Origin of the sequence: Kosakonia sp. SOY2 (assembly GCF_027109175.1) — a bacterium.
Taxonomy (GTDB): Bacteria; Pseudomonadota; Gammaproteobacteria; order Enterobacterales; family Enterobacteriaceae; genus Kosakonia.
In genome coordinates this window covers 52,234-76,315 of the sequence record NZ_JAPVXH010000009.1, presented here as the reverse complement: position 1 = coordinate 76,315, position 24,082 = coordinate 52,234, and the positions used below count along the sequence as shown (strand labels likewise).

Here is a 24,082-nt window from a genome sequence, read left to right as displayed (position 1 = left end):
CAACAAAGCGTGGTAAAAAGCGGCATAAATTGCCGATTTCGCTGTTTTTACCACCACTGAAAGGTATCGAATGGCATACTAGCCAGTGAAATAAAGAAATAAGGAAGTAAAAATGCCGCTAAACGCACAACAACTTGCCGCGCAGAAAAACATCTCCTGGGTTCTGGCTGAGAAACTGGCGCAACAAATCCTGAAGGGAGAATATGCTCCAGGAAGTATTCTGCCGGGTGAGATGGAGCTGGGTGAGAAGTTTGGCGTAAGCCGCACCGCGGTCAGAGAAGCGGTAAAGACATTAACCGCAAAAGGGATGGTGCTTCCCCGCCCGCGTATTGGTACTCGCGTCATGCCGCGCGGAAACTGGAACTTCCTTGATAAGGAACTGCTCTCCTGGTGGATGCATGAGGATAACTTCCAGGACGTTGTTCAACACTTTCTCATTATGCGCAGCAGTCTTGAGCCTCAGGCGTGTCTGCTCGCCGCCACGCTGGGTAGCGCGGAACAAAAAGCGTATCTCAATACATTAATGGAAGAGATGGTGTTGTTGAAAAAGAACTTCAACCGCGAACGCTGGGTAGAAGTCGATATGGCATGGCATGAACATATCTATGCGATGAGCGATAATCCGTTTCTTATTTCATTCTCCACACTGTTTCATTCTATCTATCACACCTACTTTACCTCTATTACACAAAATGAAGTGGTCAAGCTCGACCTTCACCAGGCGATTGTGGACGCCATCCAGGAAAGCGATGGCGACAGCGCGTTCCGGGCGTGCCAGCTATTATTGAATACGCCGAATTAACAGGACCAGGTATGACAGAGAAGAAAGCGCGCAGTATGGCCGGCCTGCCGTGGATTGCGGCAATGGCTTTTTTTATGCAGGCACTCGATGCCACGATCCTTAATACCGCACTCCCTGCAATAGCACAAAGCCTTGGGCGTTCCCCTTTAGCAATGCAATCGGCGATTATCAGCTACACACTGACCGTCGCCATGCTTATCCCCATGAGCGGCTGGCTGGCCGATCGCTTCGGCACACGGCGCGTCTTTATGCTGGCAGTTAGCCTGTTTACCCTTGGCTCGCTGGCCTGCGCACTTTCTAATTCATTACCGATGCTGGTCGTGTTCCGCGTGATTCAGGGGATCGGCGGCGCGATGATGATGCCGGTTGCACGCCTGGCTTTACTTCGGGCTTATCCGCGTAGCGAATTGCTGCCGGTACTGAACTTCGTCACCATGCCAGGGCTGGTCGGGCCGATTCTGGGACCGGTAATGGGCGGCGTGTTAGTCACCTGGGCAAGCTGGCACTGGATCTTCTTAATTAATATTCCGATTGGCCTCGCCGGTCTGTTTTATGCCCGCAAATACATGCCGAACTTCACCACGCCACGACGCAGTTTCGATATGGGCGGTTTTTTCCTGTTCGGTTTGAGCCTGGTGCTGTTCTCAAGCGGAATGGAGTTGTTCGGTGAGAAGCTGGTCGCCAGTTGGATCGCTTTTACTATCATTCTGAGCGGCATTTTGCTGCTACTGGCCTACGTTCGCCACGCGCGCCGCCATCCAACGCCGCTGATCTCACTCAACCTGTTTAACACCCGCACCTTCTCCGTCGGGATCGCCGGGAACATAGCTTCACGGTTGGGTACTGGCTGCGTTCCTTTCCTGATGCCGCTGATGTTACAGGTGGGGTTCGGGTATCCGGCATTGATCGCTGGTTGCATGATGGCTCCCACCGCGCTGGGTTCTATCCTCGCAAAATCGATGGTAACCCAGATATTGCGCTGGCTTGGCTACCGTAAAACACTGGTGGGAATCACGCTGTTTATTGGTTTGATGATTGCCCAGTTCGCCTTACAAACACCAGCAATGGCAATATGGATGCTGGTATTGCCGCTGTTCATCCTCGGGATGGCAATGTCCACGCAGTTCACCTCAATGAACACTATTACGCTTGCAGACTTAACTGACGAGAACGCCAGCAGCGGTAATAGTGTGCTGGCGGTAACACAGCAACTGTCGATTAGCCTCGGCGTGGCGGTTAGCGCAGCGGTACTGCGTTTCTATGAAGGGTTTGACAGCACAAACACAGTGGAGCAATTCCACTACACCTTTATCACTATGGGCGCGATCACGCTGATTTCCGCGTTAGTGTTTATGTTGTTGAAAGCAAAAGATGGTCGCAACCTGATTAAAGAACGGCACAAAAAGTCAGGCTGAGCCGCGCTCCATCAATATTGGCGTGAGCTGCAAACGCTGCTGTTGCAGGCCAGGCTCCGCAATGCGGTGAATAAGCACATCAATCGCCAGCTCACCCAGTTCATCTTTCGGCTGATGAATAGTGGTGAGCGGCGGCGTCATGTAGCGCGCCAGTTCAATGTCGTCATAACCGACGATCGCCATGTCCTGCGGGATTTTCAGCCCTGCCTGGTACAGCGCCTGATAGGCGCCAACGGCCATCGCATCATTACCAATAAATACCGCCTGCGGGCGTTCGTGCATTGCCAGCAATGCCTGCATCGCGTCGAAACCGCCGCCAAACTCAAAATCGCTCTCGATCTCATCCCCTTCACGGATCACCAACCCGGCGCGGGCCATCGCTTCGCGATACCCTTCCAGCCGCAGACGTGCAGGAGTCTTATCCAGCGGACCGGTAATGCAGGCAATACGCGTATGGCCTTTGTTGATCAAATACTGGGTCGCCATATCGCCGCCGAGCAACGAGTTGTCCTGAATCAGATCGCTGTCGCCGTCGAAGGGTGCCCAGTCCATCATTACTGTGGGAATTGAAGGGTAGCGCTGCATAATCTCTTGCGAAGGCTGGTGCGTTTCGGTACACAGCAACAACAATCCATCGACGCGTTTTTGCATCAATGTTTCCAGGTTGCGGTTCATCCGCTGCTCGTCACCCTCGGTGTTGCACAGCACCAGACTGTAACCCCGCTCGAAGCAGCTACGCTCCACGCCGCGTACCAGCTCCGAGTAAAAGGGGTTGGTACTGGCGGTGATCAGCATGCCAATCGTACGCGTCTGGTTGATCTTCAGGCTACGCGCGATAGCAGAAGGCGCGTAGTTCAGCGTCTTGATCGCCGTTTCCACTTTTTCGCGGATAGCCTCACTGACAAAGCGATCTTTGTTAATTACGTGGGAAACGGTTGAAGTGGAAACGCCCGCCAGGCGGGCAACATCCTTCATGGTCGCCAAGCGTCACCTCTGCGAAGAGAGAAAATCGTCAATCTCGTTGCGCCACGGCACAGACGGTTGCGCACCCTTACGCGTGACGGCAATCGCTGCCGCCGCATGAGCAAAACGAATCGCCTCATCCAGAGGTTTATCTTCCAGTAGCGCGGTCAGCAACGCGCCGTTAAACGTATCACCCGCCGCAATGGTATCGATGGCTTTCACTTTAAAGCCCGGTACGCGTTTGCCTTCGCCATTAACGCTGGCCCAGACACCACGGCTACCGAGAGTAATGATCACCGTTTTAATACCTTTAGCATGCAGCGCCTGTGCAGCCCGCGCGGCATCTTCGTCGCTGGACACCTTAATTCCGGTGAGTTTTTCCGCTTCGGTCTCATTTGGCGTGATGATATCCACCAGCGCCAGCAGTTCATCGGAAAGCTCGCGCGCCGGTGCCGGATTCAGCGCCACGGTGGTATTGTTCTGATGCGCAATACGCGCCGCAGCCAGTACGCTTTCAACCGGTGATTCCAGTTGCATTAACAGCGCAGAAGCCTGCGCAATCAGGTCATGCTGCGCGTTGACGCGATCAATTGAGAGCGCCGCATTCGCTCCCGCATGAATACCGATAACATTCTCACCTTCACCGTTGACGAAAATCAGCGCAACACCTGTGGATTCGCCCGCGACAACGCTCACCGGCGCAACATCAATATTGTCGCTCTCAAGCTGTTTACGCACGCGCGCACCGGTATCGTCATCGCCGGTACAGGCGATAAACGCAATATCCGCACCGCTACGCCCGGCAGCTACCGCCTGGTTTGCCCCTTTACCGCCAAAAGCCACCTGATACTGGCTGCCCGTCACGGTTTCGCCCGGAGTAGGGAAAGATTCAAGGTTAAGAATGTGATCGGCATTGATACTGCCAAGGACAACGAGTTTGCCTGCGGTTTTCATGATGAGCTTGTCCGTAAAATGCGCCACCTTTCGGTGGCGCGTGCCATGCTTTTCTTTTTTGTATTGTCCCTCCAGCGGCGGGATTGCGCCCTCCACCAGAATGACGAATTACTGCTTAACCACCAGCTTCAGATCAACCGGGTTTTTGGCGTAGACTTTTTCACCTTTCAGCACTTTGTCTGCGGTATCCACGCCTTTCGCGCCGATCTGCTCCGGCAACTGAGCGATAGTCGCCGCCAGTTTACCGTCGTTAACCGCTTTCACGCCGTCTGGCGTACCGTCAAAGCCGACCACCATCACATCGGTTTTACCGGCAGTTTGCAGTGCGCGCAGCGCACCCAGCGCCATTTCATCGTTCTGTGCGAAAACAGCCTGCACGTCCGGATGCGCGGTCAGCAGGTTCTGCATCACGTTCAGGCCTTTAGTGCGGTCGAAGTCAGCCGGCTGGCTGGCCAGTACGTTGAATTTGTGCGCAGCAACTGCCTGCTGGAAGCCTTCACCACGTTCACGCGCAGCGGACGTCCCGGCAATACCCGCCAGTTCGATCACTTTCGCGCCTTCGCCCGCTTTCTTAGCAATGTAATCACCGGCGATTTTGCCGCCCAGTACGTTATCAGAAGCGATATGGCTTACCACTTCGCCGCTGGAAGCCACACGGTCAAGGGTGATTACCGGGATTTTCGCCTGGTTTGCCATTTTCACAGCGTTACCTACAGCGTCGGAATCGGTCGGGTTGATCAGCAGCAATTTGGTGCCGCGCACGGTCAGGTCCTGCACGTTAGCCAGCTCTTTCGCCGGGTTGTTTTGCGAGTCCAGTACCACCAGGTCATAACCCAGTTTGTCCGCTTCTTTCTGCGCGCCATCCTTCAGGGAAACGAAGAACGGGTTGTTCAGCGTGGAAATCACCAGAGCAATAGAGTCTTTCGCCATCGCGTTTGCGCTTACGGTGGCGCTCAGTGCAACAGCAGAAACCAGAGTGGCCAGTTTTTTCATGTTCATTTTCATGAGTCCTGTTGTGTAGGTAATTACTGCTTTTTGTTGTCTACCAGCACCGCAAGCAGAATCACCACTGCTTTAACGATCATCTGGTAATAGGAGGAAACGCTCAGCAAATTCAATCCATTATTGAGGAAGCCAAGGATCAATGCGCCGATTAGTGTACCGACAATACGTCCTTTGCCACCTGCGAGACTGGTCCCACCCAAAACAACCGCAGCGATAGCATCCAGCTCATAACCTGCTCCCGCAGTAGGTTGCGCCGAGGAAAGACGCGCCACTTCAATAATGCCCGCCAGCGAGGCCAGAAGGCCGCACAGGGAGTAAACGATAACTTTGACTTTATCAACGCTGATACCGGACAAGCGCGTCGCCGCCTCGTTACCGCCTAATGCATAGATATAGCGGCCCAAACGGGTGTGATGCAACAGATACCACGCCGCGATAAAGACGATAGCCATCAACCATACCGGTGTCGGAATACCGAACGGGCGACCAATACCGAACCAGCCAAACACATCCGCGTTATCAGTAAAACCGGTATTCACCGGGCTACCGTTGGTATAAACCAGCGTCACACCACGCAGCAGCAACATCATCACCAGCGTGGCGATAAACGCCTGCACGCGGCCTTTCGCGACAATCGTACCGGTCAGTGCGCCAACAGCCGCACCGAGCGCCAGCGCGCCGACAACCGCCACCAGCGCGTTAACTTCCATTCCCACCAGCGAGGCGGCAACCGCGCCGGTGAGCGCTAACAGGGAACCGACGGACAGATCGATCCCCGAGGTTAAAATAACCAGCGTCATACCGACCGCCATAATGGCGTTGACCGAGGTCTGTTGCAGAATGTTTAACAGGTTATTGACGGTAAAAAAGTTGGGGCTCATGGTCGAGACAATCGCAATCAGCACCAGCAGGGCAATCAACGATTTTTGTTCCATCAACCATGCTTTGGTGAAATAACGGCGACCAGAAACAGCCTGGGTAGTCATCTTTTTTACTCCTGATTCACACGATTAAGCTTGCCCACAGCGGCAGCCATCAACACTTCCTGAGTGGCCTGCTCGCGCGTGAATTCACCGCCGAGATGCCCTTCATGCATCACCATTATGCGATCGCTCATGCCCAGCACTTCCGGCATTTCAGAGGAGACAAGAATGATGCTCAGGCCATCGGCCTTAAACTGGTTAATTAACTGATAAATCTCTTTTTTCGCCCCAACGTCGACACCACGCGTCGGCTCGTCGAGGATCAGCACTTTCGGCCGCGTCATCAGACCGCGAGCAATCGCCACTTTTTGCTGATTCCCGCCGGAGAGCAAACCAATGGCCTGCTCCATAGAAGGCGTTTTCACATTAAACAGACGAATAAAATCATTTACCGCCTGCTGCTCATCTTTGTGTTTCAGCGTACCGCCCGCATGGCTGAAATAACGCAGCGCAGTCAGCGACATATTCTCTTTCACGGACATGCCGAGCACTAAGCCATCGCGCTTGCGGTCTTCCGAAATATAAACAATACCGTTTGCCAGCCCGTCCTGCGGTGAGCGGGTGATCACTTCATGGCCGTCGAGCGTGACATAACCGCTGGTGCGCGGCAGCGCGCCATACAGCACTTTCATCAGCTCGGTGCGCCCCGCGCCCATCAATCCGGCCACGCCAAGAATTTCGCCTTTACGCAGTGTAAAACTGACGTTTTCCACGCCCGGCCCACAGAGCTTATCAACGGTAAGGCGAATTTCGCCCGGCGCTTTATCCAGCCGCGGATATTGATCTTCCAGTTTGCGGCCTACCATCATTTCAATCAGCGTATCTTCGGTCAGCGTGGCTACTTCGCGTTCGGCAATAAATTGCCCGTCACGAAAGACGGTCACGTCATCGCAAATCTCGAAGATCTCTTTCATGCGGTGAGAAATATAGACGATGCCGCGCCCCTGCGATTTCAGCTCGCGAATGACACGAAACAGCGATTCGGTTTCGGTATCGGTCAGGGCATCGGTTGGCTCATCCATAATGATGACCTGCGATTCGTAGCTCATCACTTTGGCGATTTCGACCATCTGCTGATCGCCAATCGACAGTTCGCCGACCAGCCGCTCGCTTTTAAAACGCAGATTCAGCTTCGCCAGCAGTTTGTCAGCTTCGGCAAACATCTTTTTCCAGTCGATTTTGCCAAAGCGATTCACAAACTCGCGGCCGAGAAAGATGTTCTCGGCAATGGTGAGTTGCGGGATCAGGTTCAGTTCCTGGTGGATGATGCCAATACCGGCTTCCTGGGAGGATTTCGGCCCGGTGAAGGTGGTTTCTTTGCCTAACCACAGCAGCGAACCGGCGTCACGGGTGTAGATACCCGTCAGCACTTTCATCATCGTTGATTTGCCGGCGCCGTTTTCACCCACCAGAGCCATTACGCGGCCTGGGTAAACATTCAGCGCCGCGCCGGAGAGGGCTTTTACGCCGGGAAAGGCTTTGTCGATGCCTTTGAGTTGTAGTAACGCGTCCATGATGGCCTCAGAAGGTCACGCCAGCACAGAGAATGATATTCGCAAACGGGGAACACTCCCCGCTGCGAATCACCGCATGACTGTCCGCGGTGTGTTTTTTAAATTGCTCGTGCGTAACGTACCGCACTTCTATGTTATTTCCCTGGTGTTGCTGCAGCTGCTCAATATGCTTGAGCAACGTTTCATGGAGCTGCGGATTATGCTGCTTAATCTCCGAGGCGATAATCGCGGACTCAACCTGCATTTCCGCCGTCACCACTTCCAGTACTTGCATAAAGGAAGGCACGCCCTGCGTTAATGCCAAATCAATACGTTGCGTGTTACGCGGCACCGGCAACCCGGCATCACACACCACCAGCGAATCGGTATGACCAAGACGAGAGATGACTGACGAGATATCAGCGTTAAGCACACGACCTTTTTTCATTTTTTATGCTCCATCAGCGAAACGTTTCGCTGGATGCAGTGTAGTACGAAGAATGTGCAGAAAACCATCTTGCCGTTACAGAAGTGTGATCGATATCGAAACGTTTCGCTTGTCGAAATGATGAAAAAAACAGCTTTCCTGTTTTAAGTGAAATAGACAGTAATTAATAGCAAAAACCCCTCGTGGAGAGGGGTTTTATTAGCATTAAATTTCGACCTGCGTTCCCAGTTCTATCACCCTATTTGGCGGGATCTCAAACTGGTCTGGCGCGCGTAGCGCGTTGCGCTGCAGCACCAGATAGAGCTTACCGCGCAGACGCAAATACCAGGGACGTTTGCCCAGAATCAACGACTCATGCGACATAAAGAACGAGGTTTCCATCATGCGACAGTTCAGCCCTTCCAGCCCGCAACGGTGGAACACCTCTTCCACATTTGGCGTTTCGCGCCAGCCGTAGCTCGCCACCACACGCCAGAAAGTCGGCGACAATTGCTCAATCTGCACCCGGCGTACATTGTGCACATACGGCGCATCTTCAGTACGCAGGGTCAGCAGGATCACTCGCTCATGCAGCACCTTGTTGTGCTTCAGGTTATGCATCATCGCGAACGGAATAACGTTCAATGCCCGCGACATATACACCGCTGTGCCCGGTACGCGCACCGGCGGTGATTTCTCCAGCGAGGCAATCATCGCCTCCAGAGAGTTACCGTGTTCATGCATACGGCGCAGCAGGCGGAAACGCTCGCTCTTCCAGGTCGTCATGACCATGAACATCACCAGCCCCAGGGTTAATGGCAACCAACCGCCGGAGACGATTTTATCGAGGTTCGCCGAGAACAGCGGCACATCGATAGAGAGGAATAAAAGCAGAAGCAGCCCCACCAGCACTTTGTTCCAGTGCCAGTTTTTGCGCGCCACCGTGGTGGAGAGAATGGAGGTCAGCACCATCGTACCGGTTACGGCGATACCGTACGCCGCCGCCAGGTTACTGGAGTGCTCAAAGCTGACAATAACCAGCACCACTGCAAAGTAGAGCAGCCAGTTAATGAACGGGATATAGATCTGCCCGGATTCCATCTCCGAGGTATGGATGATGCGCATCGGTGCCAGATACCCCAGACGCACGGCCTGGCGCGTCAGCGAGAACACGCCGGAAATCACCGCCTGCGAGGCAATCACCGTCGCCAGCGTGGCGATAATCAGCATTGGGATCAGCGCCCATTCCGGCGCAAGCAGGAAGAAGGGGTTTTTAATCGCTTCCGGCGTTTTCAGTAGCAACGCGCCCTGGCCAAAGTAGTTCAGCACCAGCGACGGCAGCACAACGATAAACCACGCCACGCGGATCGGCAGCTTACCGAAGTGGCCCATATCCGCATACAGCGCTTCCACCCCGGTGATCGACAGCACCACCGCGCCCAGCGCCACAAAGGAGATAGCTTTATATTGCAGGAAGAAGTTCACCGCCCAAACGGGGTTCAGCGCCTGCAACACCTCAGGATTATCAATAATGCTGCGTGCACCGAGCACCGCGAGAATCAAAAACCACGCCAGCATAATGGGCGCAAACAGCTTACCCACAAGACCAGTACCGTGTTTCTGGATCGCGAACAGCAGGGTTAACACCACAATCGACAGCGGAACAATCCAGGCGTCGAGCGAAGGCGCGATAATTTCCAGCCCCTCTATCGCCGACATCACCGAGATGGCGGGCGTGATGACCACTTCGCCATAGAAGAAGCTGCCGCCAATCAGTCCCATGATCACCAGCACCGAGGTCATCCTTGCGGATGTATTGCGCCCGGCCAGCGACATCAGGGTTAAGATCCCGCCTTCACCGGCGTTATCTGCCCGCATCACAAAGGTCAGGTACTTAATGGAGACAACGAAAATTAGCAGCCAGAAGATGAGCGACAGAAAGCCGAACACAGCATCCCGTTCAACACCAAAGCCGAACTGACCGGACAAACATTCACGAAGTGTATAAAGCGGGCTGGTACCGATATCACCGTAGACAACCCCAATCGCCGCAAGCGTAACCGCGGGCAATGATTGCTTATTATCAGTGCTCATAGACTAATCTTTTAATTGAATGCCACAATGTGTGCTTAGTCCCTTGGCCCACAAAAAGCGCACAGTATGCACGATTATTTGCGAAATCGTACCCCTAAATGCGGCCACATTAATCTGGCGCAAAGAAAATAAAGCCGTTCTTCAGTCTATTACAAGCCCTTTCAGGAACGTCTATACTCGCTTTTGCAAGCCGGATAACACGGCGAAAGGACGCAAATCTATTATGGCTCACTCACATTTATTAGCAGAAAGAATTTCCCGCTTAAGCAGCGCACTGGAAAAAGGACTCTTCGAGCGCAGCCACGCCATTCGCCTGTGTTTGCTGGCGGCACTAAGCGGTGAGAGTGTGTTTCTTCTTGGCCCGCCGGGCATTGCCAAAAGCTTGATTGCTCGCCGTCTGAAGTTTGCCTTCAAACATGCCCGCGCTTTCGAATATTTGATGACCCGTTTCTCCACACCGGAAGAGGTGTTTGGCCCGCTTTCCATTCAGGCGCTGAAAGATGAAGGTCGCTATGAGCGTTTAACCAGCGGCTATTTACCGGAAGCTGAAATTGTCTTTCTGGATGAGATCTGGAAAGCCGGTCCGGCCATTCTCAACACCCTGCTGACCGCAATTAACGAACGGCGTTTTCGCAATGGTGCCAGCGAAGAGAAAATCCCCATGCGCCTGCTGGTGGCCGCCTCAAACGAACTGCCCGAAGCGGACAGCAGCCTTGAAGCGCTATATGACCGCATGTTGATTCGCCTGTGGCTCGACAAAGTACAGGAGAAGGGCAATTTCCGCTCGATGCTGATTAGCCAGCAGGATGAGAACGACAATCCGGTGCCAGCTGAGTTGCGAATCACCGATGAAGAGTACGCCAGCTGGCAACAGGAGATTGGCAAGGTCAAACTGCCGGATAATGTCTTTGAGCTTATTTATACGTTGCGCCAGCAGCTGGATGCGTTGCCGAGTGCGCCGTATGTTTCCGATCGTCGCTGGAAAAAGGCTATCCGCCTGTTACAGGCCAGCGCCTTTTTCAGCGGTCGCGATGCAGTCGCGCCGATTGATTTAATCCTGCTGAAAGATTGCCTGTGGCACGATGCGGAAGGCATGCGTCTGCTGGAACAGCAACTGGAAGTATTGATGACCGGGCACGCCTGGCAGCAGCAATCGATGATTGCGCAGCTCACCACAATTTCGCAGCGCCACCTGCAACTTCAGCAACAACAAAGCGACAAAACAGCACTCAAAGTGAGCCGTCAGGGCGGGATGTTCAGCCGTAAGCCGCATTATGAGTTACCCGCCGGTTTAACCGAACCGGTGTTGACCCTCCTTCTGCAACAGCCGTTAAAATTGCATGATTTGCAGGTTATCCACGTCACTATTGAACGCGGTGCGCTGGAGCAGTGGCTGGCGAAAGGCGGTGAGATCCGCGGCAAACTCAACGGCATTGGTTTTGCGCAAGTGCTGAATCTGGAAGTGGATACCAGCCTGCATCTGTTGATCCGCGACGTCAGCCTGCAAGGATCGCGTCTTGCCCTGCCCGGTGGCAGTACCACTGAAAATGTGCCGGAAGAGATCAAGCAACAACTGGAAGCACTGGACAATACCTGGCACCAGCAGCACACCCGCTTTAGCGAACAGCAAAAATGCCTGTTTATTGCCGCCGACTGGTTAGGTCGCATTGAAGCCAGCCTGCAGGATGTCAGAGCGCAGATCCAACAGGCGCGGCAATGCTAACGCTGGAAACTCTGAATGTAATACTCACCATCAGTGAGGAGGCGTTAGTTGAAGAACTTATCGTCCTCCTGCTGGCTTCACCGCAACTGGCGCTGTTTTTCGAAAAATTTCCAAAACTTAAACATGCGATAACAGAAGATGTGCCGCGCTGGCGCGAGGCACTGAAAAAGCATCTGAAAGAGGCGGAAGTACCGCCGGAGCTGGCGCAAGAGGTGCTTAGCTACCAGCAAAATCAGTTGCTTTCGACTTCGCAATTTACTATTCAGTTGCCACAAATTCTGGCATTGCTGGATAAGCTGCACTCCCCTTTTGCCACCCAGGCGCGACAAATGGTTGCCGATAACCCGGTTTTCACGCCCGCGCTGCATACCCTGTTTTTGCAACGCTGGCGGCTGAGCCTGGTGGTGCAAACTACCGCTTTCAACCAGCAGTTACTGGAAGAGGAGCGTGAGCAGCTGCTCAGTGAAGTGCAGGAACGCATGACGCTCAGCGGCCAGCTAGAACCGGTCCTGATCGAAAATGAAAACGCTGCAGGCAGGCTATGGGATATGAGCGCCGGGCAGCTCAAACGCGGTGATTATCAGTTGATCGTGAAGTACGGTGATTTTCTCAAAGAGCAACCGGAACTCCAGCAACTGGCGGAACAGCTTGGCCGCTCACGGGAAGCCAGGTCGGTGCCGCGTAAAGATGCGCCGATGGAAACCTTCCGCACCATGGTGCGCGAACCGGCAATCGTACCGGAGCAGGTTGACGGACTGCATCAGAGCGACGATATCCTGCGCTTATTGCCGCCGGAGCTGGCAACGCTGGGTATTACCGAACTGGAGTATGAGTTTTACCGACGGCTGGTGGAAAAACAGTTGCTGACTTATCGCCTGCATGGCGATGCCTGGCGGGAAAAAGTGACGGAACGCCCGGTTGTTCACCAGGATTTTGACCAGCAACCGCGCGGCCCCTTCATTGTCTGTGTCGATACCTCCGGTTCCATGGGCGGCTTTAATGAGCAGTGCGCCAAAGCGTTCTGCCTGGCGTTAATGCGCGTGGCGCTGGCGGACAAACGGCGCTGTTTTATTATGCTGTTTTCCAGCGAAGTGGTGCGCTATGAACTTACCAGTGCGCAGGGGCTGGAGCAGGCGATCCGTTTTCTCAGCCAGCGCTTTCGCGGTGGCACCGATCTGGCGAGTTGTTTTCGCGCGATCATCGAACGGATGCAGGGCGGAGAGTGGTATGACGCGGATGCAGTGGTGATTTCGGATTTTATCGCCCAGCGCCTGCCGGACGATGTCGTCAGTAAGGTAAAGGAACTCCAGCATATTCATCAACATCGCTTTCACGCGGTGGCGATGTCGTCCCACGGCAAGCCCGGCATCATGCGTATCTTCGACCATATCTGGCGCTTCGACACCGGGATGCGCAGCCGCCTGTTACGGCGCTGGCGGCGTTAAAGCAGGCCGGAAACCTGCTCGCGGACGTGCGCAGGCCACACGCCGCACTGCACTTGCCCGATGTGCGGTAATTGCAGTAGCAGCATGGTAAGGCGCGATTGACCGATGCCGCCGCCGATAGTTTGTGGCATCTCACCGCGCAACAGCGCCTGGTGCCACTCCAGTTGTAAGCGATCTTCATCGCCGGTCAGCTTTAACTGGCGTTTTAAGGTGTCGGCATCGACGCGAATGCCCATCGACGACAGTTCCAGCGCGTCTTCCAGTACCGGGTTCCACACCAGAATATCGCCATTCAAACCGCTGAAACCCGCTTCCGCCGCCGTGCTCCAGTCATCATAATCCGGCGCACGCACATCATGACGCTTGCCGTCGCTAAGTTTGCCGCCAATGCCCATCAGGAACACCGCGCCCAGCTCTTTCGCGATCGCTCTCTCGCGACCTTTGGCGTCGAGATGCGGAAAGCGGCTGAGCAGCGCTTCGCTGTGTACAAAGTGGATCTGCTCTGGCAGGAACGGTGCCAGACCAAATCGCTCGCTGACGACAGCTTCAGTCTCTTTGATCCCTGACCAGATCGACTCTACAGTGCTTTTTAACGTGGTCAGCTTGCGTTGATCATCACCGAGTACGCGTTCCCAGTCCCACTGATCCACATAGACGGAGTGAATAGAAGAAAGGCGATCTTCATCCGGGCGCAGGGCTTTCATGTGCGTGTATAGCCCTTCACCGGCGCTGAAGTCGTGCTGGCCCAGCGTCTGACGTTTCCATTTAGCCAGTGAATGCACCACTTCGAAACGGGCATCCGGTAACGTTTTCACATTGACCTGTACCGCTTTTTCGCACCCCGACAGGTTATCCTGCGTGCCATCACCCACGTGGCTAAGGATCGGCGCCTGAACTTCAATCAGCCCCAGTTTCTCCTCCAGCTGGCGAGAGAAAAAAGATTTCACGAAAGCAATCTGACGTTGTCTGGCGATGTAAGCGGTTTTCATTATGTTACTCCTGTGTCCTGTTGCTATGCATTAAGCAATAAAACATCGCAATAACTCAATAATGCACAATTAAAAAGCCGGTAACGCTTTTGATTCGTTAATACAGCAAGCTAAAATAGAAAGAATCATTATTCTTCATAAGAAAATTCTATGGAAAATTATCAGATCGACAATCTGGACCGCGGCATCCTGGATGCCTTAATGGCAAATGCGCGTACCGCCTATGCCGAGCTTGCCAAACAGTTCGGCGTCAGCCCCGGCACTATTCACGTGCGCGTAGAGAAAATGAAGCAGGCAGGGATCATTACCGGTGCGCGCATTGATGTAAGCCCGAAACAACTGGGATATGACGTCTGCTGTTTTATCGGCATTATTTTGAAAAGCGCCAAAGATTACCCCTCCGCGCTGGCGAAGCTGGAAAGTCTGGAAGAGGTGACCGAGGCTTATTACACCACCGGGCACTACAGCATCTTTATTAAGGTAATGTGTCGATCCATTGACGCCTTGCAGCAGGTACTTATCAACAAGATCCAAACAATTGATGAAATTCAATCCACGGAGACGCTGATCTCCCTGCAAAACCCGATCATGCGCACGATCCGCCCTTAACCGGGCGTTTTCATCCTCAAATAATACCCGTATTGTCCACAGGTAGATCCCAGCCCATTCACAGCGTACAATGCCCCCCTATTTATCGCCGAATGGCGGGTAAAACGGAGCGGGCTTCATGGCAGACATCACTCTTATTAGCGGCAGCACCCTTGGCGGCGCGGAATATGTGGCGGAACATCTGGCGGAAAAGCTGGAAGACGCGGGTTTCAGTACCGAGACGCTGCACGGCCCGCTTTTAGAGGATCTTGCTTTGCAGGGCACCTGGCTGGTGGTCAGTTCCACTCATGGTGCGGGCGATCTGCCCGAAAACCTGCAGCCGCTTTTAGACGATTTGAACGCGCAAAAACCGGATCTCTCCCAGGTACGCTTTGGCGCTATTGGTATCGGTAGCCGCGAATATGACACGTTCTGTCAGGCGATCGAAAAACTGGAAGCTTCATTAACGGCGTGCGGAGCAAAACAGATCGGCGAAACGCTGAAGATCAACATCCTTGATCACGATATTCCGGAAGATCCAGCGGAAGAATGGCTGGGATCTTGGAAAAATTTACTCAATAACGATTAAAGATCGTGCGATCAGATGTGGATAACTATGCTTAAAAGCACTGATCAACCGGTAGTTATCCCATTAGCAACTGCAGTTCAGTTTTTGACTTGTGTATAACTAGCCATTCTGATCCCAGCTTATACGGTTCAGGATCACCGATCATTCACAGCTAATGATCCTCACTAATGACTTGATCTTAAAGTGATGATCAGGGTTATCCACAGCACCTGTCGATCCTAATAAGAGATCACAATAGAACAGATCTCTACATATAAAAGATCTTCTTTTTAATAGCCGGGATCCGATCCTTTCTCACTGGACTAAAGTTGAGTAGAATCCACGGCCCAGGCTTCAATCCTATTTCTAACCGCTCAGGCGAGGCATACCACCATGTTTTATCCGGATCCTTTTGACGTCATTATCATTGGCGGGGGTCATGCAGGCACTGAGGCCGCGATGGCCGCAGCGCGTATGGGTCAGCAGACCCTGCTGTTGACACACAATATCGACACGCTGGGGCAGATGAGCTGCAACCCGGCGATTGGCGGTATTGGGAAAGGACACCTGGTAAAAGAAGTGGATGCGCTCGGCGGGCTGATGGCGAAGGCGATCGATCAGGCGGGTATTCAGTTTAGGATACTAAACGCCAGCAAAGGCCCGGCAGTCCGTGCGACACGTGCGCAGGCAGACCGCGTGCTTTACCGCCAGGCAGTGCGAACAGCGCTTGAAAACCAACCGAACCTGATGATCTTCCAGCAGGCGGTTGAAGATCTGATCGTCGAAAACGATCGCGTTGTGGGTGCCGTGACCCAGATGGGGCTCAAATTCCGTGCGAAAGCGGTGGTGCTGACCGTAGGGACATTCCTCGACGGTAAAATCCATATTGGTCTTGATAACTACAGCGGTGGTCGTGCGGGCGATCCGCCATCGATTCCGCTGTCGCGTCGTCTGCGCGAACTGCCGTTGCGCGTCAGCCGCCTGAAAACCGGTACACCGCCGCGTATTGACGCGCGCACTATCGATTTCAGCGTTCTGGCCCAGCAGCATGGCGATAACCCGATGCCGGTGTTCTCGTTTATGGGCAACGTCGCGCAGCATCCGCGTCAGGTGCCGTGCTATGTCACGCATACCAATGAAAAAACCCACGATGTGATCCGCAATAACCTCGATCGCAGCCCGATGTATGCCGGTGTTATCGAAGGGATCGGCCCGCGTTACTGCCCGTCGATCGAAGATAAAGTCATGCGCTTTGCCGATCGCAATCAGCACCAGATCTTCCTTGAGCCGGAAGGACTAACCTCCAACGAAATTTACCCGAACGGTATCTCCACCAGCCTGCCGTTTGATGTGCAGATGCAAATTGTGCGTTCCATGCAGGGGATGGAAAACGCGAAGATTGTTCGCCCTGGCTACGCCATTGAGTACGACTTCTTCGATCCGCGCGATCTGAAACCTACGCTTGAAAGCAAATTTATTCAGGGTCTGTTCTTTGCTGGCCAGATTAACGGCACCACCGGATACGAAGAAGCTGCGGCCCAGGGGCTGCTGGCGGGGCTTAATGCCGCGCGCTTCTCTGCCGAAAAAGAGGGCTGGGCGCCGCGTCGCGATCAGGCTTATCTCGGCGTACTGGTGGACGATCTCTGCACCCTGGGGACAAAAGAGCCGTACCGTATGTTTACCTCCCGCGCGGAGTACCGCCTGATGCTGCGCGAAGACAATGCCGATCTGCGCCTGACGGAAGCGGGTCGTGAGCTGGGTCTGGTGGATGACGAGCGCTGGGCGCGTTTCAACGAAAAACTGGAGACTATCGAGCGTGAACGTCAGCGCCTGAAATCTCAGTGGGTATCGCCAGCCTCTGAACATGCGCCTGCGGTCAACGAACATCTGACTGCGCCGTTATCGCGCGAAGCCAGCGGCGAAGATCTGCTGCGTCGTCCTGAGATGACCTACGAGCAACTGGTTCAGTTGGCGCCGTTCGCTCCGGGCCTGGACGATCAACAAGCTGCCGAGCAGGTGGAAATCCAGGTGAAATACGAGGGTTATATTGCGCGTCAGCAGGATGAGATCGAAAAACAGCAACGCAATGAGAATACTCTGTTGCCCGCAACGCTGGATTACCGCCAGGTTAACGGGCTTTCCAACGAAGTGATCGCCAAGCTTAACGATCATAAGCCGTCGTCCATTGGCCAGGCATCACGCATTTCCGGCATTACCCCGGCGGCGATCTCCATTCTGCTGGTGTGGCTGAAAAAACAAGGTATGCTGCGCCGTAGCGCCTAATCTTACTTATCTGCCCGGTTTTACCGGGCATTTTAATTCCACAGGTAACAACCGTGCTTAACAAACTCTCTCGTCTGCTCGATGAAGCAGGTATTTCGTTGTCCGATCACCAGCAACAACAACTGGTGGCTTACGTCGAACTGCTGCACAAATGGAACAAAGCGTACAACCTGACTTCCGTACGCGATACCAACGAGATGCTGATCCGCCATATCCTCGACAGCGTTGTGGTTGCGCCTTACCTGCAAGGTTCACGCTTTATTGACGTTGGGACCGGCCCCGGATTGCCTGGCATTCCGTTGTCTATCGTATGCCCTGAATCGCATTTCACGTTGCTCGACAGCCTTGGCAAACGGGTACGGTTTTTACGCCAGGTTCAGCATGAATTGAAACTGAGCAATATCGAACCGGTGCAGAGTCGTGTCGAAGATTTCCCGGCACAACCGCCATTTGACGGTGTTATCAGCCGCGCTTTTGCTTCGCTGAATGACATGGTGAACTGGTGCCGGCATTTGCCTGGCGAAGAAGGGCGTTTCTATGCGCTTAAAGGTTTAGTGCCGGAAGAGGAAATTGCGCTGTTACCCGCTGATTTGTGTGTAGAAACAATTGTTAAACTGCATGTTCCGCACCTGGATGGCGAGCGTCATTTAGTCGTCGTTAAAGCAAATAAAGTTTAATTTTTATCAAAAAATGTATCATTCGTGCGGTTGCCGCGATGTTAAAAAACGACATTAAAAACGGTGATACGTTCAGTTACATTTAACCGTATTTTTACCAGGATTTTTCTGACATTTAACGCTGTGAATTTTATTCACGCTTAAAATAATCAACTGTGAAAATATCAGTCCGCTAAAAATCGGCCTCGATAACGAAATATTGTTGTTAAATAATTATTAAAAATGTCAATAAATCGTTTTCATAGTAGATGTGAGTGTTTTAAAAAGAGTTGTGATAAATCGGCTTAAATATCAGAAAGATGAAAAGTATCAAATTACTGATGCGATAAATAAGGCGAGTGCATAAATGTTTATTTTGTGACCGAGTGCACGCTTTGCCAGCAGGAATTTCGCGTTATTTGCACTTTTGCTCGAAGGTTCACAGTTTCTGCAAAAGTTTAAAAATAGCGCTTGGGAAAAATATTTAAACATTTATTCACCTTTTCGCTACTTATTGTTTGAAATCACGAGGCCGCACCGTATAATTTGACCGCTTTTTGATGCTTGACTCCGGGCTCCAAAGAACGTTTTATACGACACGCGGCATACCTCAAAGGGAGCAGGAGTTAAGAAACGCAATGTCTGTGTCGCTCTATAGTCGAAACGTTGCTCGCAGGCTTCTGCTTATTCAGTTTCTGGCAGTAATGGCAAGTGGATTGCTGTTTAGCCTCAAAGACCCCTTCTGGGGCATTTCCGCCGTGTGCGGAGGTATGGCAGTCTTACTGCCGAATATGTTGTTTATGATTTTTGCCTGGCGTCATCAGGCGCATACACCCGCTAAAGGCCGCGTGGCCTGGACCTTCGCCTTCGGTGAAGCGCTCAAGGTGTTGATGACATTCGTGTTACTGGTGGTGGCGCTGGCGGTTTTCAAGGTGGCTTTTTTGCCGCTGATAGTCACGTGGGTTTCGGTGCTGGTAGTTCAGATACTGGCACCTGCTGTAATTAACAACAAAGGGTAAGAGGCATCATGTCTGCAGGAGAATACTCAACACCGCAGGAGTACATCGGTCACCATCTGAATAATCTTCAGATTGACCTGCGTACCTTCTCACTGGTGGATCCGCATAACCCCCCGGCCACTTTCTGGACGCTGAATATCGACTCCATGTTTTTCTCAGTGGTTCTGGGTCTGTTGTTCCTGGTGATGTTCCGTAGCGTAGCGAAAAAAGCCACCAGCGGTGTCCCGGGGAAATTCCAGACGGCGATTGAGCTGGTGATTGGTTTTGTTCATGGTAGCGTCAAAGACATGTACCACGGCAAAAGCAAGCTTATCGCACCACTGGCCCTGACGATCTTCGTCTGGGTATTCCTGATGAACCTGATGGATCTTTTGCCTATCGACTTCCTTCCGTGGATTGGCGAGCACGTCCTGGGTCTGCCTGCACTGCGCGTGGTGCCGTCTGCTGACGTCAACATCACCCTGTCGATGGCGCTGGGCGTATTTATCCTGATTCTGTTCTACAGCATCAAAATGAAGGGTATTGGCGGTTTCGCTAAAGAGCTGACTCTCCAGCCGTTCAACCATCCGGTATTTATTCCGGTAAACCTTATCCTTGAGGGCGTGAGCCTGCTGTCCAAACCGGTTTCACTCGGTCTGCGACTGTTCGGCAACATGTACGCGGGTGAGTTGATTTTCATTCTGATCGCGGGTCTTCTGCCGTGGTGGTCACAGTGGGTTCTGAATGTGCCGTGGGCCATTTTCCACATCCTGATTATTACGCTGCAAGCCTTTATCTTCATGGTTCTGACGATTGTCTATCTGTCGATGGCATCCGAAGAGCATTGATTTTTAACAACACTACTACGTTTTAACTGAAACAAACTGGAGACTGTCATGGAAAACCTGAATATGGATCTGCTGTACTTGGCTGCCGCTGTGATGATGGGTCTGGCGGCAATCGGTGCTGCGATCGGTATCGGCATCCTCGGGGGTAAATTCCTGGAAGGCGCTGCGCGTCAGCCGGATCTGATTCCTCTGCTGCGTACTCAGTTCTTTATCGTTATGGGTCTGGTGGATGCTATCCCGATGATCGCTGTGGGTCTGGGTCTGTACGTGATGTTTGCTGTCGCGTAGTAAGGGTTGCTTTTCAAGCAATTGTTTAGAACGTTAACCAGATAAGAGGCATTGTGCTGTGAATCTAAACGCAACAATCCTCGGCCAGGCCATCGCGTTTGTCCTGTTCGTTCTGTTCTGCATGAAGTATGTATGGCCGCCGTTAATGGCTGCCATCGAAAAACGTCAGAAAGAAATTGCTGACGGTCTTGCTTCCGCAGAACGAGCTAAAAAGGACCTTGACCTTGCACAGGCCAATGCGACCGACCAGCTGAAAAAAGCGAAAGCTGAAGCTCAGGTAATCATTGAACAGGCGAACAAACGTCGTTCTCAGATCCTGGACGAAGCGAAAGCAGAAGCCGAGCAGGAACGTACCAAAATCGTGGCGCAGGCGCAGGCGGAAATTGACGCCGAACGCAAACGCGCCCGCGAAGAGCTGCGTAAGCAAGTGGCTCTGCTGGCAGTAGCCGGCGCCGAGAAAATCATCGAGCGTTCCGTGGATGAAGCTGCTAACAGCGACATCGTGAATAAACTGGTCGCTGAACTGTAAGGAGGAGGGGCTGATGTCTGAATTTGTAACGGTAGCTCGCCCCTACGCCAAAGCAGCTTTTGACTTTGCCGTCGAAACTCAGAGCGTTGATCGCTGGCAGGATATGCTGGCGTTCGCCGCCGAGGTGACGAAAAATGAAGACATGGCAGAGCTTATCTCCGGCGCGTTAGCACCGGAAACGCTCGCTAAGTCGTTTATCGCAGTTTGTGGGGAGCAACTTGACGACAAAGGTCAGAACCTGATCCGGGTGATGGCTGAAAATGGTCGAATCAAAGTGCTTCCTGATGTTCTTGAGCAGTTTATTCAGTTACGCGCAGCCAGCGAGGCTATCGCAGAAGTCGAAGTGACTTCCGCGTCCGCACTGAGTGAAGAACAGCTTTCGAAGATCCGCGCCGCGATGGAAAAACGTCTGTCACGCAAAGTGAAGCTGAATTGCAATATCGATAAGTCTGTAATGGCAGGCGTAATCATCCGTGCGGGTGATATGGTCATTGATGGCAGCGTACGCGGCCGTCTTGAACGCCTTGCAGACGTCTTGCAGTCTTAAGGGGACTGGAGCATGCAACTGAATTCCACCGAAATCAGCGAACTGATCAAGCAGCGCATTGCTCAGTTCAGTGTTGTGAGCGAAGCTCACAACGAAGGTACTATTGTTTCTGTAAGTGACGGTGTTATCCGCATCCACGGCCTGGCCGACTGTATGCAGGGCGAGATGATTTCTCTGCCGGGTAACCGTTACGCTATCGCACTGAACCTGGAGCGCGACTCCGTAGGTGCAGTTGTGATGGGGCCGTACGCTGACCTCGCCGAAGGCATGAAGGTGAAGTGTACTGGCCGTATTCTGGAAGTTCCGGTTGGCCGTGGCCTGCTTGGCCGTGTGGTCAACACCCTGGGCGCGCCGATCGATGGGAAAGGTCCGGTTGATAACGATGGCTTCTCGCCAATCGAAGTTATCGCCCCGGGCGTTATCGATCGTCAGTCCGTCGATCAGCCGGTTCAGACGGGTTATAAATCCGTTGACGCCATGATCCCAATCGGTCGTGGTCAGCGTGAATTGATCATCGGTGACCGTCAGACCGGTAAAACCGCGATGGCAATCGATGCGATCATCAACCAGCGCGATTCCGGCATCAAATGCGTATACGTCGCTATCGGCCAGAAAGCCTCTACCATTGCTAACGTGGTACGTAAGCTGGAAGAGCACGGCGCACTGTCCAACACCATCGTTGTTGTTGCAACCGCTTCTGAATCTGCTGCACTGCAATACCTGGCGCCGTATGCCGGTTGCGCAATGGGCGAATACTTCCGCGACCGCGGCGAAGATGCGCTGATCGTATACGATGACCTGTCCAAACAGGCAGTCGCTTACCGTCAGGTTTCCCTGCTGCTCCGTCGTCCGCCAGGACGTGAAGCATTCCCGGGCGACGTATTCTATCTCCACTCTCGTCTGCTGGAGCGCGCATCCCGCGTTAATGCTGAATACGTTGAAAACTTCACCAAAGGTGAAGTGAAAGGTAAAACCGGTTCTCTGACCGCACTGCCGATCATTGAAACCCAGGCGGGTGACGTTTCTGCGTTCGTTCCGACCAACGTAATTTCTATTACCGATGGTCAGATCTTCCTGGAAACCAACCTGTTTAACTCCGGTATTCGTCCGGCGGTTAACCCGGGTATCTCCGTATCTCGTGTGGGTGGTGCAGCTCAGACCAAGATCATCAAAAAACTGTCCGGTGGTATTCGTACCGCACTGGCGCAGTATCGTGAACTGGCGGCGTTCTCGCAGTTTGCGTCCGATCTGGATGAAGCGACCCGTAAACAGCTGAGCCACGGTCAGAAAGTGACCGAGCTGCTGAAACAGAAACAGTATGCCCCTATGTCTGTTGCACAACAGGGCCTGGTGCTGTTCGCAGCTGAGCGCGGTTACCTCGAAGATGTGGAACTGGCGAAAATCGGTAGCTTCGAAGCCGCTCTGTTGGCTTTCGCTGACCGTGATCACGCTCCGCTGATGCAAGAGATCAACCAGTCCGGTGGCTATAACGACGAAATCGAAGGCAAGCTGAAAGGCCTCCTCGATTCCTTCAAAGCAACCCAATCCTGGTAACGTCTGGCGGCTTGTCTTAGGGCAGGCCGCAAGGCATTGAGGAGAAGCTCATGGCCGGCGCAAAAGAGATACGTAGTAAGATCGCAAGCGTCCAGAACACGCAGAAGATCACTAAAGCGATGGAGATGGTCGCCGCTTCCAAAATGCGTAAATCGCAGGATCGCATGGCGTCCAGCCGTCCTTATGCAGATACCATGCGCAAAGTGATTGGTCACCTTGCAAACGGTAATCTGGAATATAAGCACCCCTATCTGGAAGAACGCGACGTTAAACGCGTGGGCTACCTGGTGGTGTCGACCGACCGTGGTCTGTGCGGTGGTTTGAACATTAACCTGTTCAAAAAACTGCTGGCGGATATGAAAGCGTGGTCCGATAAAGGCGTTCAGAGCGAACTCGCGATGATCGGCTCTAAAGGCGTCTCTTTCTTTAATTCCGTAGGTGGCAACGTTGTCGCTCAGGTGACTGGTATGGGTGATAACCCATCCTTGTCAGAGCTGATCGGCCCGGTAAAAGTAATGTTGCAAGCCTACGACGAAGGTCGTCTCGACAAGCTTTATATTGTTAGCAACAAATTTATCAACACCATGTCTCAGGTACCGACCATCACTCAGCTGCTGCCGTTACCGGCTGCAGAAGATGAAGAGTTGAAGCGTAAATCCTGGGATTATCTGTATGAACCTGATCCAAAAGCGCTGCTGGATACTCTCCTGCGTCGTTATGTTGAATCTCAGGTTTACCAGGGTGTTGTGGAAAACCTGGCCAGCGAGCAGGCCGCACGTATGGTGGCGATGAAAGCCGCGACCGACAATGGCGGCAGCCTGATTAAAGAGCTGCAGTTGGTATACAACAAAGCTCGTCAGGCCAGCATTACTCAGGAACTCACCGAAATCGTCGGTGGTGCATCCGCGGTATAACCAGGTTAATTCGTAG

23 protein-coding genes are annotated in these 24,082 nt (G+C 53.0%); 15 read left to right on the top strand and 8 right to left on the bottom strand.

Translation table 11 applies throughout. The features are described 5' to 3' along the window. Positions 1 to 112 precede the first annotated feature (112 nt). Positions 113 to 802, top strand: a complete 690-nt coding sequence (locus O3S68_RS23630) for a FadR/GntR family transcriptional regulator (protein ID WP_020455877.1) — start codon at positions 113 to 115, stop codon at positions 800 to 802. 11 nt (positions 803 to 813) lie between these two features. Beyond that, the gene (gene mdtD, locus O3S68_RS23625) at positions 814 to 2,217 is read left to right on the top strand and encodes a multidrug transporter subunit MdtD (protein ID WP_020455876.1); all 1,404 of its coding nucleotides are present in this window, start codon (positions 814 to 816) and stop codon (positions 2,215 to 2,217) included. On the opposite strand, the gene rbsR is transcribed toward mdtD, so the two are convergent. From rbsR to kup, 7 genes are all read right to left on the bottom strand, one after another. Next, positions 2,209 to 3,201 (bottom strand): ribose operon transcriptional repressor RbsR, encoded by a 993-nt coding sequence (gene rbsR, locus O3S68_RS23620; RefSeq protein ID WP_097407231.1) that lies wholly within the window; start codon positions 3,199 to 3,201, stop codon positions 2,209 to 2,211. The two genes, mdtD and rbsR, sit on opposite strands and share 9 nt — an antisense overlap. Positions 3,202 to 3,204: 3 nt before the next feature. Then, positions 3,205 to 4,134, bottom strand: a complete 930-nt coding sequence (gene rbsK / locus O3S68_RS23615; protein ID WP_269232649.1) for a ribokinase — start codon at positions 4,132 to 4,134, stop codon at positions 3,205 to 3,207. A 108-nt stretch (positions 4,135 to 4,242) separates the two neighbouring features. Next, positions 4,243 to 5,133, bottom strand: coding sequence for a ribose ABC transporter substrate-binding protein RbsB (gene rbsB / locus O3S68_RS23610; protein ID WP_025263782.1), 891 nt, complete (start codon positions 5,131 to 5,133; stop codon positions 4,243 to 4,245). Positions 5,134 to 5,159: 26 nt separating this feature from the next. Beyond that, entirely contained in the window at positions 5,160 to 6,125 is a 966-nt protein-coding gene (gene rbsC / locus O3S68_RS23605; protein WP_020455873.1) for a ribose ABC transporter permease, read from the bottom strand. A gap of 5 nt (positions 6,126 to 6,130) precedes the next feature. After that, positions 6,131 to 7,636 carry a ribose ABC transporter ATP-binding protein RbsA gene (gene rbsA, locus O3S68_RS23600; protein ID WP_020455872.1) on the bottom strand — a complete coding sequence of 502 codons (1,506 nt, stop codon included), beginning with the start codon at positions 7,634 to 7,636 and terminating at the stop codon, positions 6,131 to 6,133. A gap of 7 nt (positions 7,637 to 7,643) precedes the next feature. Continuing rightward, on the bottom strand, positions 7,644 to 8,063 hold the full coding sequence (gene rbsD, locus O3S68_RS23595; RefSeq protein ID WP_160271446.1) for a D-ribose pyranase: 420 nt from the start codon (positions 8,061 to 8,063) through the stop codon (positions 7,644 to 7,646). 204 nt (positions 8,064 to 8,267) lie between these two features. Further along, positions 8,268 to 10,136: a low affinity potassium transporter Kup gene (gene kup, locus O3S68_RS23590; RefSeq protein WP_020455870.1), complete on the bottom strand. Its 1,869-nt coding sequence runs from the start codon at positions 10,134 to 10,136 to the stop codon at positions 8,268 to 8,270. Between the two features lie 223 nt (positions 10,137 to 10,359). On the opposite strand from kup, the gene ravA reads away from it, so the two are divergent. Both ravA and viaA read left to right on the top strand, forming a co-directional pair. Next, on the top strand, positions 10,360 to 11,859 hold the full coding sequence (gene ravA, locus O3S68_RS23585; protein ID WP_269232648.1) for an ATPase RavA: 1,500 nt from the start codon (positions 10,360 to 10,362) through the stop codon (positions 11,857 to 11,859). Then, positions 11,853 to 13,304, top strand: a complete 1,452-nt coding sequence (gene viaA / locus O3S68_RS23580) for an ATPase RavA stimulator ViaA (protein ID WP_269232647.1) — start codon at positions 11,853 to 11,855, stop codon at positions 13,302 to 13,304. Before ravA ends, viaA begins: the two co-directional genes overlap by 7 nt. Here the strand turns inward: viaA and asnA are convergent. Then, positions 13,301 to 14,293, bottom strand: coding sequence for an aspartate--ammonia ligase (gene asnA / locus O3S68_RS23575; protein WP_269232646.1), 993 nt, complete (start codon positions 14,291 to 14,293; stop codon positions 13,301 to 13,303). The two genes, viaA and asnA, sit on opposite strands and share 4 nt — an antisense overlap. 150 nt (positions 14,294 to 14,443) lie before the next feature. Here asnA and asnC point away from each other — a divergent pair, with 150 nt between their 5' ends. The 11 genes from asnC to atpG all read left to right on the top strand — a co-directional run bounded on the left by asnC (position 14,444) and on the right by atpG (position 24,066). Further along, positions 14,444 to 14,902 carry a transcriptional regulator AsnC gene (asnC, locus tag O3S68_RS23570; protein WP_007369362.1) on the top strand — a complete coding sequence of 153 codons (459 nt, stop codon included), beginning with the start codon at positions 14,444 to 14,446 and terminating at the stop codon, positions 14,900 to 14,902. Positions 14,903 to 15,020: 118 nt separating this feature from the next. Continuing rightward, positions 15,021 to 15,470, top strand: a complete 450-nt coding sequence (gene mioC, locus O3S68_RS23565; protein ID WP_045514644.1) for an FMN-binding protein MioC — start codon at positions 15,021 to 15,023, stop codon at positions 15,468 to 15,470. 372 nt (positions 15,471 to 15,842) lie between these two features. Continuing rightward, entirely contained in the window at positions 15,843 to 17,732 is a 1,890-nt protein-coding gene (gene mnmG, locus O3S68_RS23560; RefSeq protein ID WP_045514646.1) for a tRNA uridine-5-carboxymethylaminomethyl(34) synthesis enzyme MnmG, read from the top strand. A gap of 53 nt (positions 17,733 to 17,785) precedes the next feature. Next, positions 17,786 to 18,409 carry a 16S rRNA (guanine(527)-N(7))-methyltransferase RsmG gene (gene rsmG / locus O3S68_RS23555; protein ID WP_269232645.1) on the top strand — a complete coding sequence of 208 codons (624 nt, stop codon included), beginning with the start codon at positions 17,786 to 17,788 and terminating at the stop codon, positions 18,407 to 18,409. 617 nt (positions 18,410 to 19,026) lie between these two features. Beyond that, a complete protein-coding gene (atpI, locus tag O3S68_RS23550) occupies positions 19,027 to 19,407 on the top strand; it encodes a F0F1 ATP synthase subunit I (RefSeq protein ID WP_017458042.1) in 381 nt (126 codons plus the stop codon). 8 nt (positions 19,408 to 19,415) lie between these two features. Continuing rightward, on the top strand, positions 19,416 to 20,234 hold the full coding sequence (atpB, locus tag O3S68_RS23545; protein ID WP_020455863.1) for a F0F1 ATP synthase subunit A: 819 nt from the start codon (positions 19,416 to 19,418) through the stop codon (positions 20,232 to 20,234). A gap of 48 nt (positions 20,235 to 20,282) precedes the next feature. Next, complete coding sequence (gene atpE, locus O3S68_RS23540; protein ID WP_007369368.1) at positions 20,283 to 20,522, top strand: F0F1 ATP synthase subunit C; 240 nt, start codon at positions 20,283 to 20,285, stop codon at positions 20,520 to 20,522. Between the two features lie 58 nt (positions 20,523 to 20,580). Next, a complete protein-coding gene (gene atpF, locus O3S68_RS23535) occupies positions 20,581 to 21,051 on the top strand; it encodes a F0F1 ATP synthase subunit B (RefSeq protein ID WP_017458044.1) in 471 nt (156 codons plus the stop codon). A gap of 13 nt (positions 21,052 to 21,064) precedes the next feature. Further along, complete coding sequence (gene atpH, locus O3S68_RS23530) at positions 21,065 to 21,598, top strand: F0F1 ATP synthase subunit delta (protein WP_017458045.1); 534 nt, start codon at positions 21,065 to 21,067, stop codon at positions 21,596 to 21,598. Positions 21,599 to 21,610: 12 nt separating this feature from the next. Beyond that, positions 21,611 to 23,152 carry a F0F1 ATP synthase subunit alpha gene (gene atpA / locus O3S68_RS23525; RefSeq protein WP_017458046.1) on the top strand — a complete coding sequence of 514 codons (1,542 nt, stop codon included), beginning with the start codon at positions 21,611 to 21,613 and terminating at the stop codon, positions 23,150 to 23,152. A gap of 50 nt (positions 23,153 to 23,202) precedes the next feature. Further along, positions 23,203 to 24,066 (top strand): F0F1 ATP synthase subunit gamma, encoded by an 864-nt coding sequence (gene atpG / locus O3S68_RS23520; protein ID WP_017458047.1) that lies wholly within the window; start codon positions 23,203 to 23,205, stop codon positions 24,064 to 24,066. Positions 24,067 to 24,082: the final 16 nt, after the last annotated feature.

What these genes read in the sequence shown, in the direction of transcription:
- O3S68_RS23630 (WP_020455877.1), top strand. Translation starts at nt 113, where the DNA reads ATGCCGCTAAACGCACAACAACTTGCCGCGCAGAAAAACATCTCCTGG.
- mdtD (WP_020455876.1), top strand. Translation starts at nt 814, where the DNA reads ATGACAGAGAAGAAAGCGCGCAGTATGGCCGGCCTGCCGTGGATTGCG.
- rbsK (WP_269232649.1), bottom strand. Translation starts at nt 4,134, where the DNA reads ATGAAAACCGCAGGCAAACTCGTTGTCCTTGGCAGTATCAATGCCGAT.
- rbsB (WP_025263782.1), bottom strand. Translation starts at nt 5,133, where the DNA reads ATGAACATGAAAAAACTGGCCACTCTGGTTTCTGCTGTTGCACTGAGC.
- rbsC (WP_020455873.1), bottom strand. Translation starts at nt 6,125, where the DNA reads ATGACTACCCAGGCTGTTTCTGGTCGCCGTTATTTCACCAAAGCATGG.
- rbsA (WP_020455872.1), bottom strand. Translation starts at nt 7,636, where the DNA reads ATGGACGCGTTACTACAACTCAAAGGCATCGACAAAGCCTTTCCCGGC.
- rbsD (WP_160271446.1), bottom strand. Translation starts at nt 8,063, where the DNA reads ATGAAAAAAGGTCGTGTGCTTAACGCTGATATCTCGTCAGTCATCTCT.
- kup (WP_020455870.1), bottom strand. Translation starts at nt 10,136, where the DNA reads ATGAGCACTGATAATAAGCAATCATTGCCCGCGGTTACGCTTGCGGCG.
- ravA (WP_269232648.1), top strand. Translation starts at nt 10,360, where the DNA reads ATGGCTCACTCACATTTATTAGCAGAAAGAATTTCCCGCTTAAGCAGC.
- viaA (WP_269232647.1), top strand. Translation starts at nt 11,853, where the DNA reads ATGCTAACGCTGGAAACTCTGAATGTAATACTCACCATCAGTGAGGAG.
- asnA (WP_269232646.1), bottom strand. Translation starts at nt 14,293, where the DNA reads ATGAAAACCGCTTACATCGCCAGACAACGTCAGATTGCTTTCGTGAAA.
- asnC (WP_007369362.1), top strand. Translation starts at nt 14,444, where the DNA reads ATGGAAAATTATCAGATCGACAATCTGGACCGCGGCATCCTGGATGCC.
- mioC (WP_045514644.1), top strand. Translation starts at nt 15,021, where the DNA reads ATGGCAGACATCACTCTTATTAGCGGCAGCACCCTTGGCGGCGCGGAA.
- mnmG (WP_045514646.1), top strand. Translation starts at nt 15,843, where the DNA reads ATGTTTTATCCGGATCCTTTTGACGTCATTATCATTGGCGGGGGTCAT.
- atpI (WP_017458042.1), top strand. Translation starts at nt 19,027, where the DNA reads ATGTCTGTGTCGCTCTATAGTCGAAACGTTGCTCGCAGGCTTCTGCTT.
- atpB (WP_020455863.1), top strand. Translation starts at nt 19,416, where the DNA reads ATGTCTGCAGGAGAATACTCAACACCGCAGGAGTACATCGGTCACCAT.
- atpE (WP_007369368.1), top strand. Translation starts at nt 20,283, where the DNA reads ATGGAAAACCTGAATATGGATCTGCTGTACTTGGCTGCCGCTGTGATG.
- atpH (WP_017458045.1), top strand. Translation starts at nt 21,065, where the DNA reads ATGTCTGAATTTGTAACGGTAGCTCGCCCCTACGCCAAAGCAGCTTTT.
- atpA (WP_017458046.1), top strand. Translation starts at nt 21,611, where the DNA reads ATGCAACTGAATTCCACCGAAATCAGCGAACTGATCAAGCAGCGCATT.
- atpG (WP_017458047.1), top strand. Translation starts at nt 23,203, where the DNA reads ATGGCCGGCGCAAAAGAGATACGTAGTAAGATCGCAAGCGTCCAGAAC.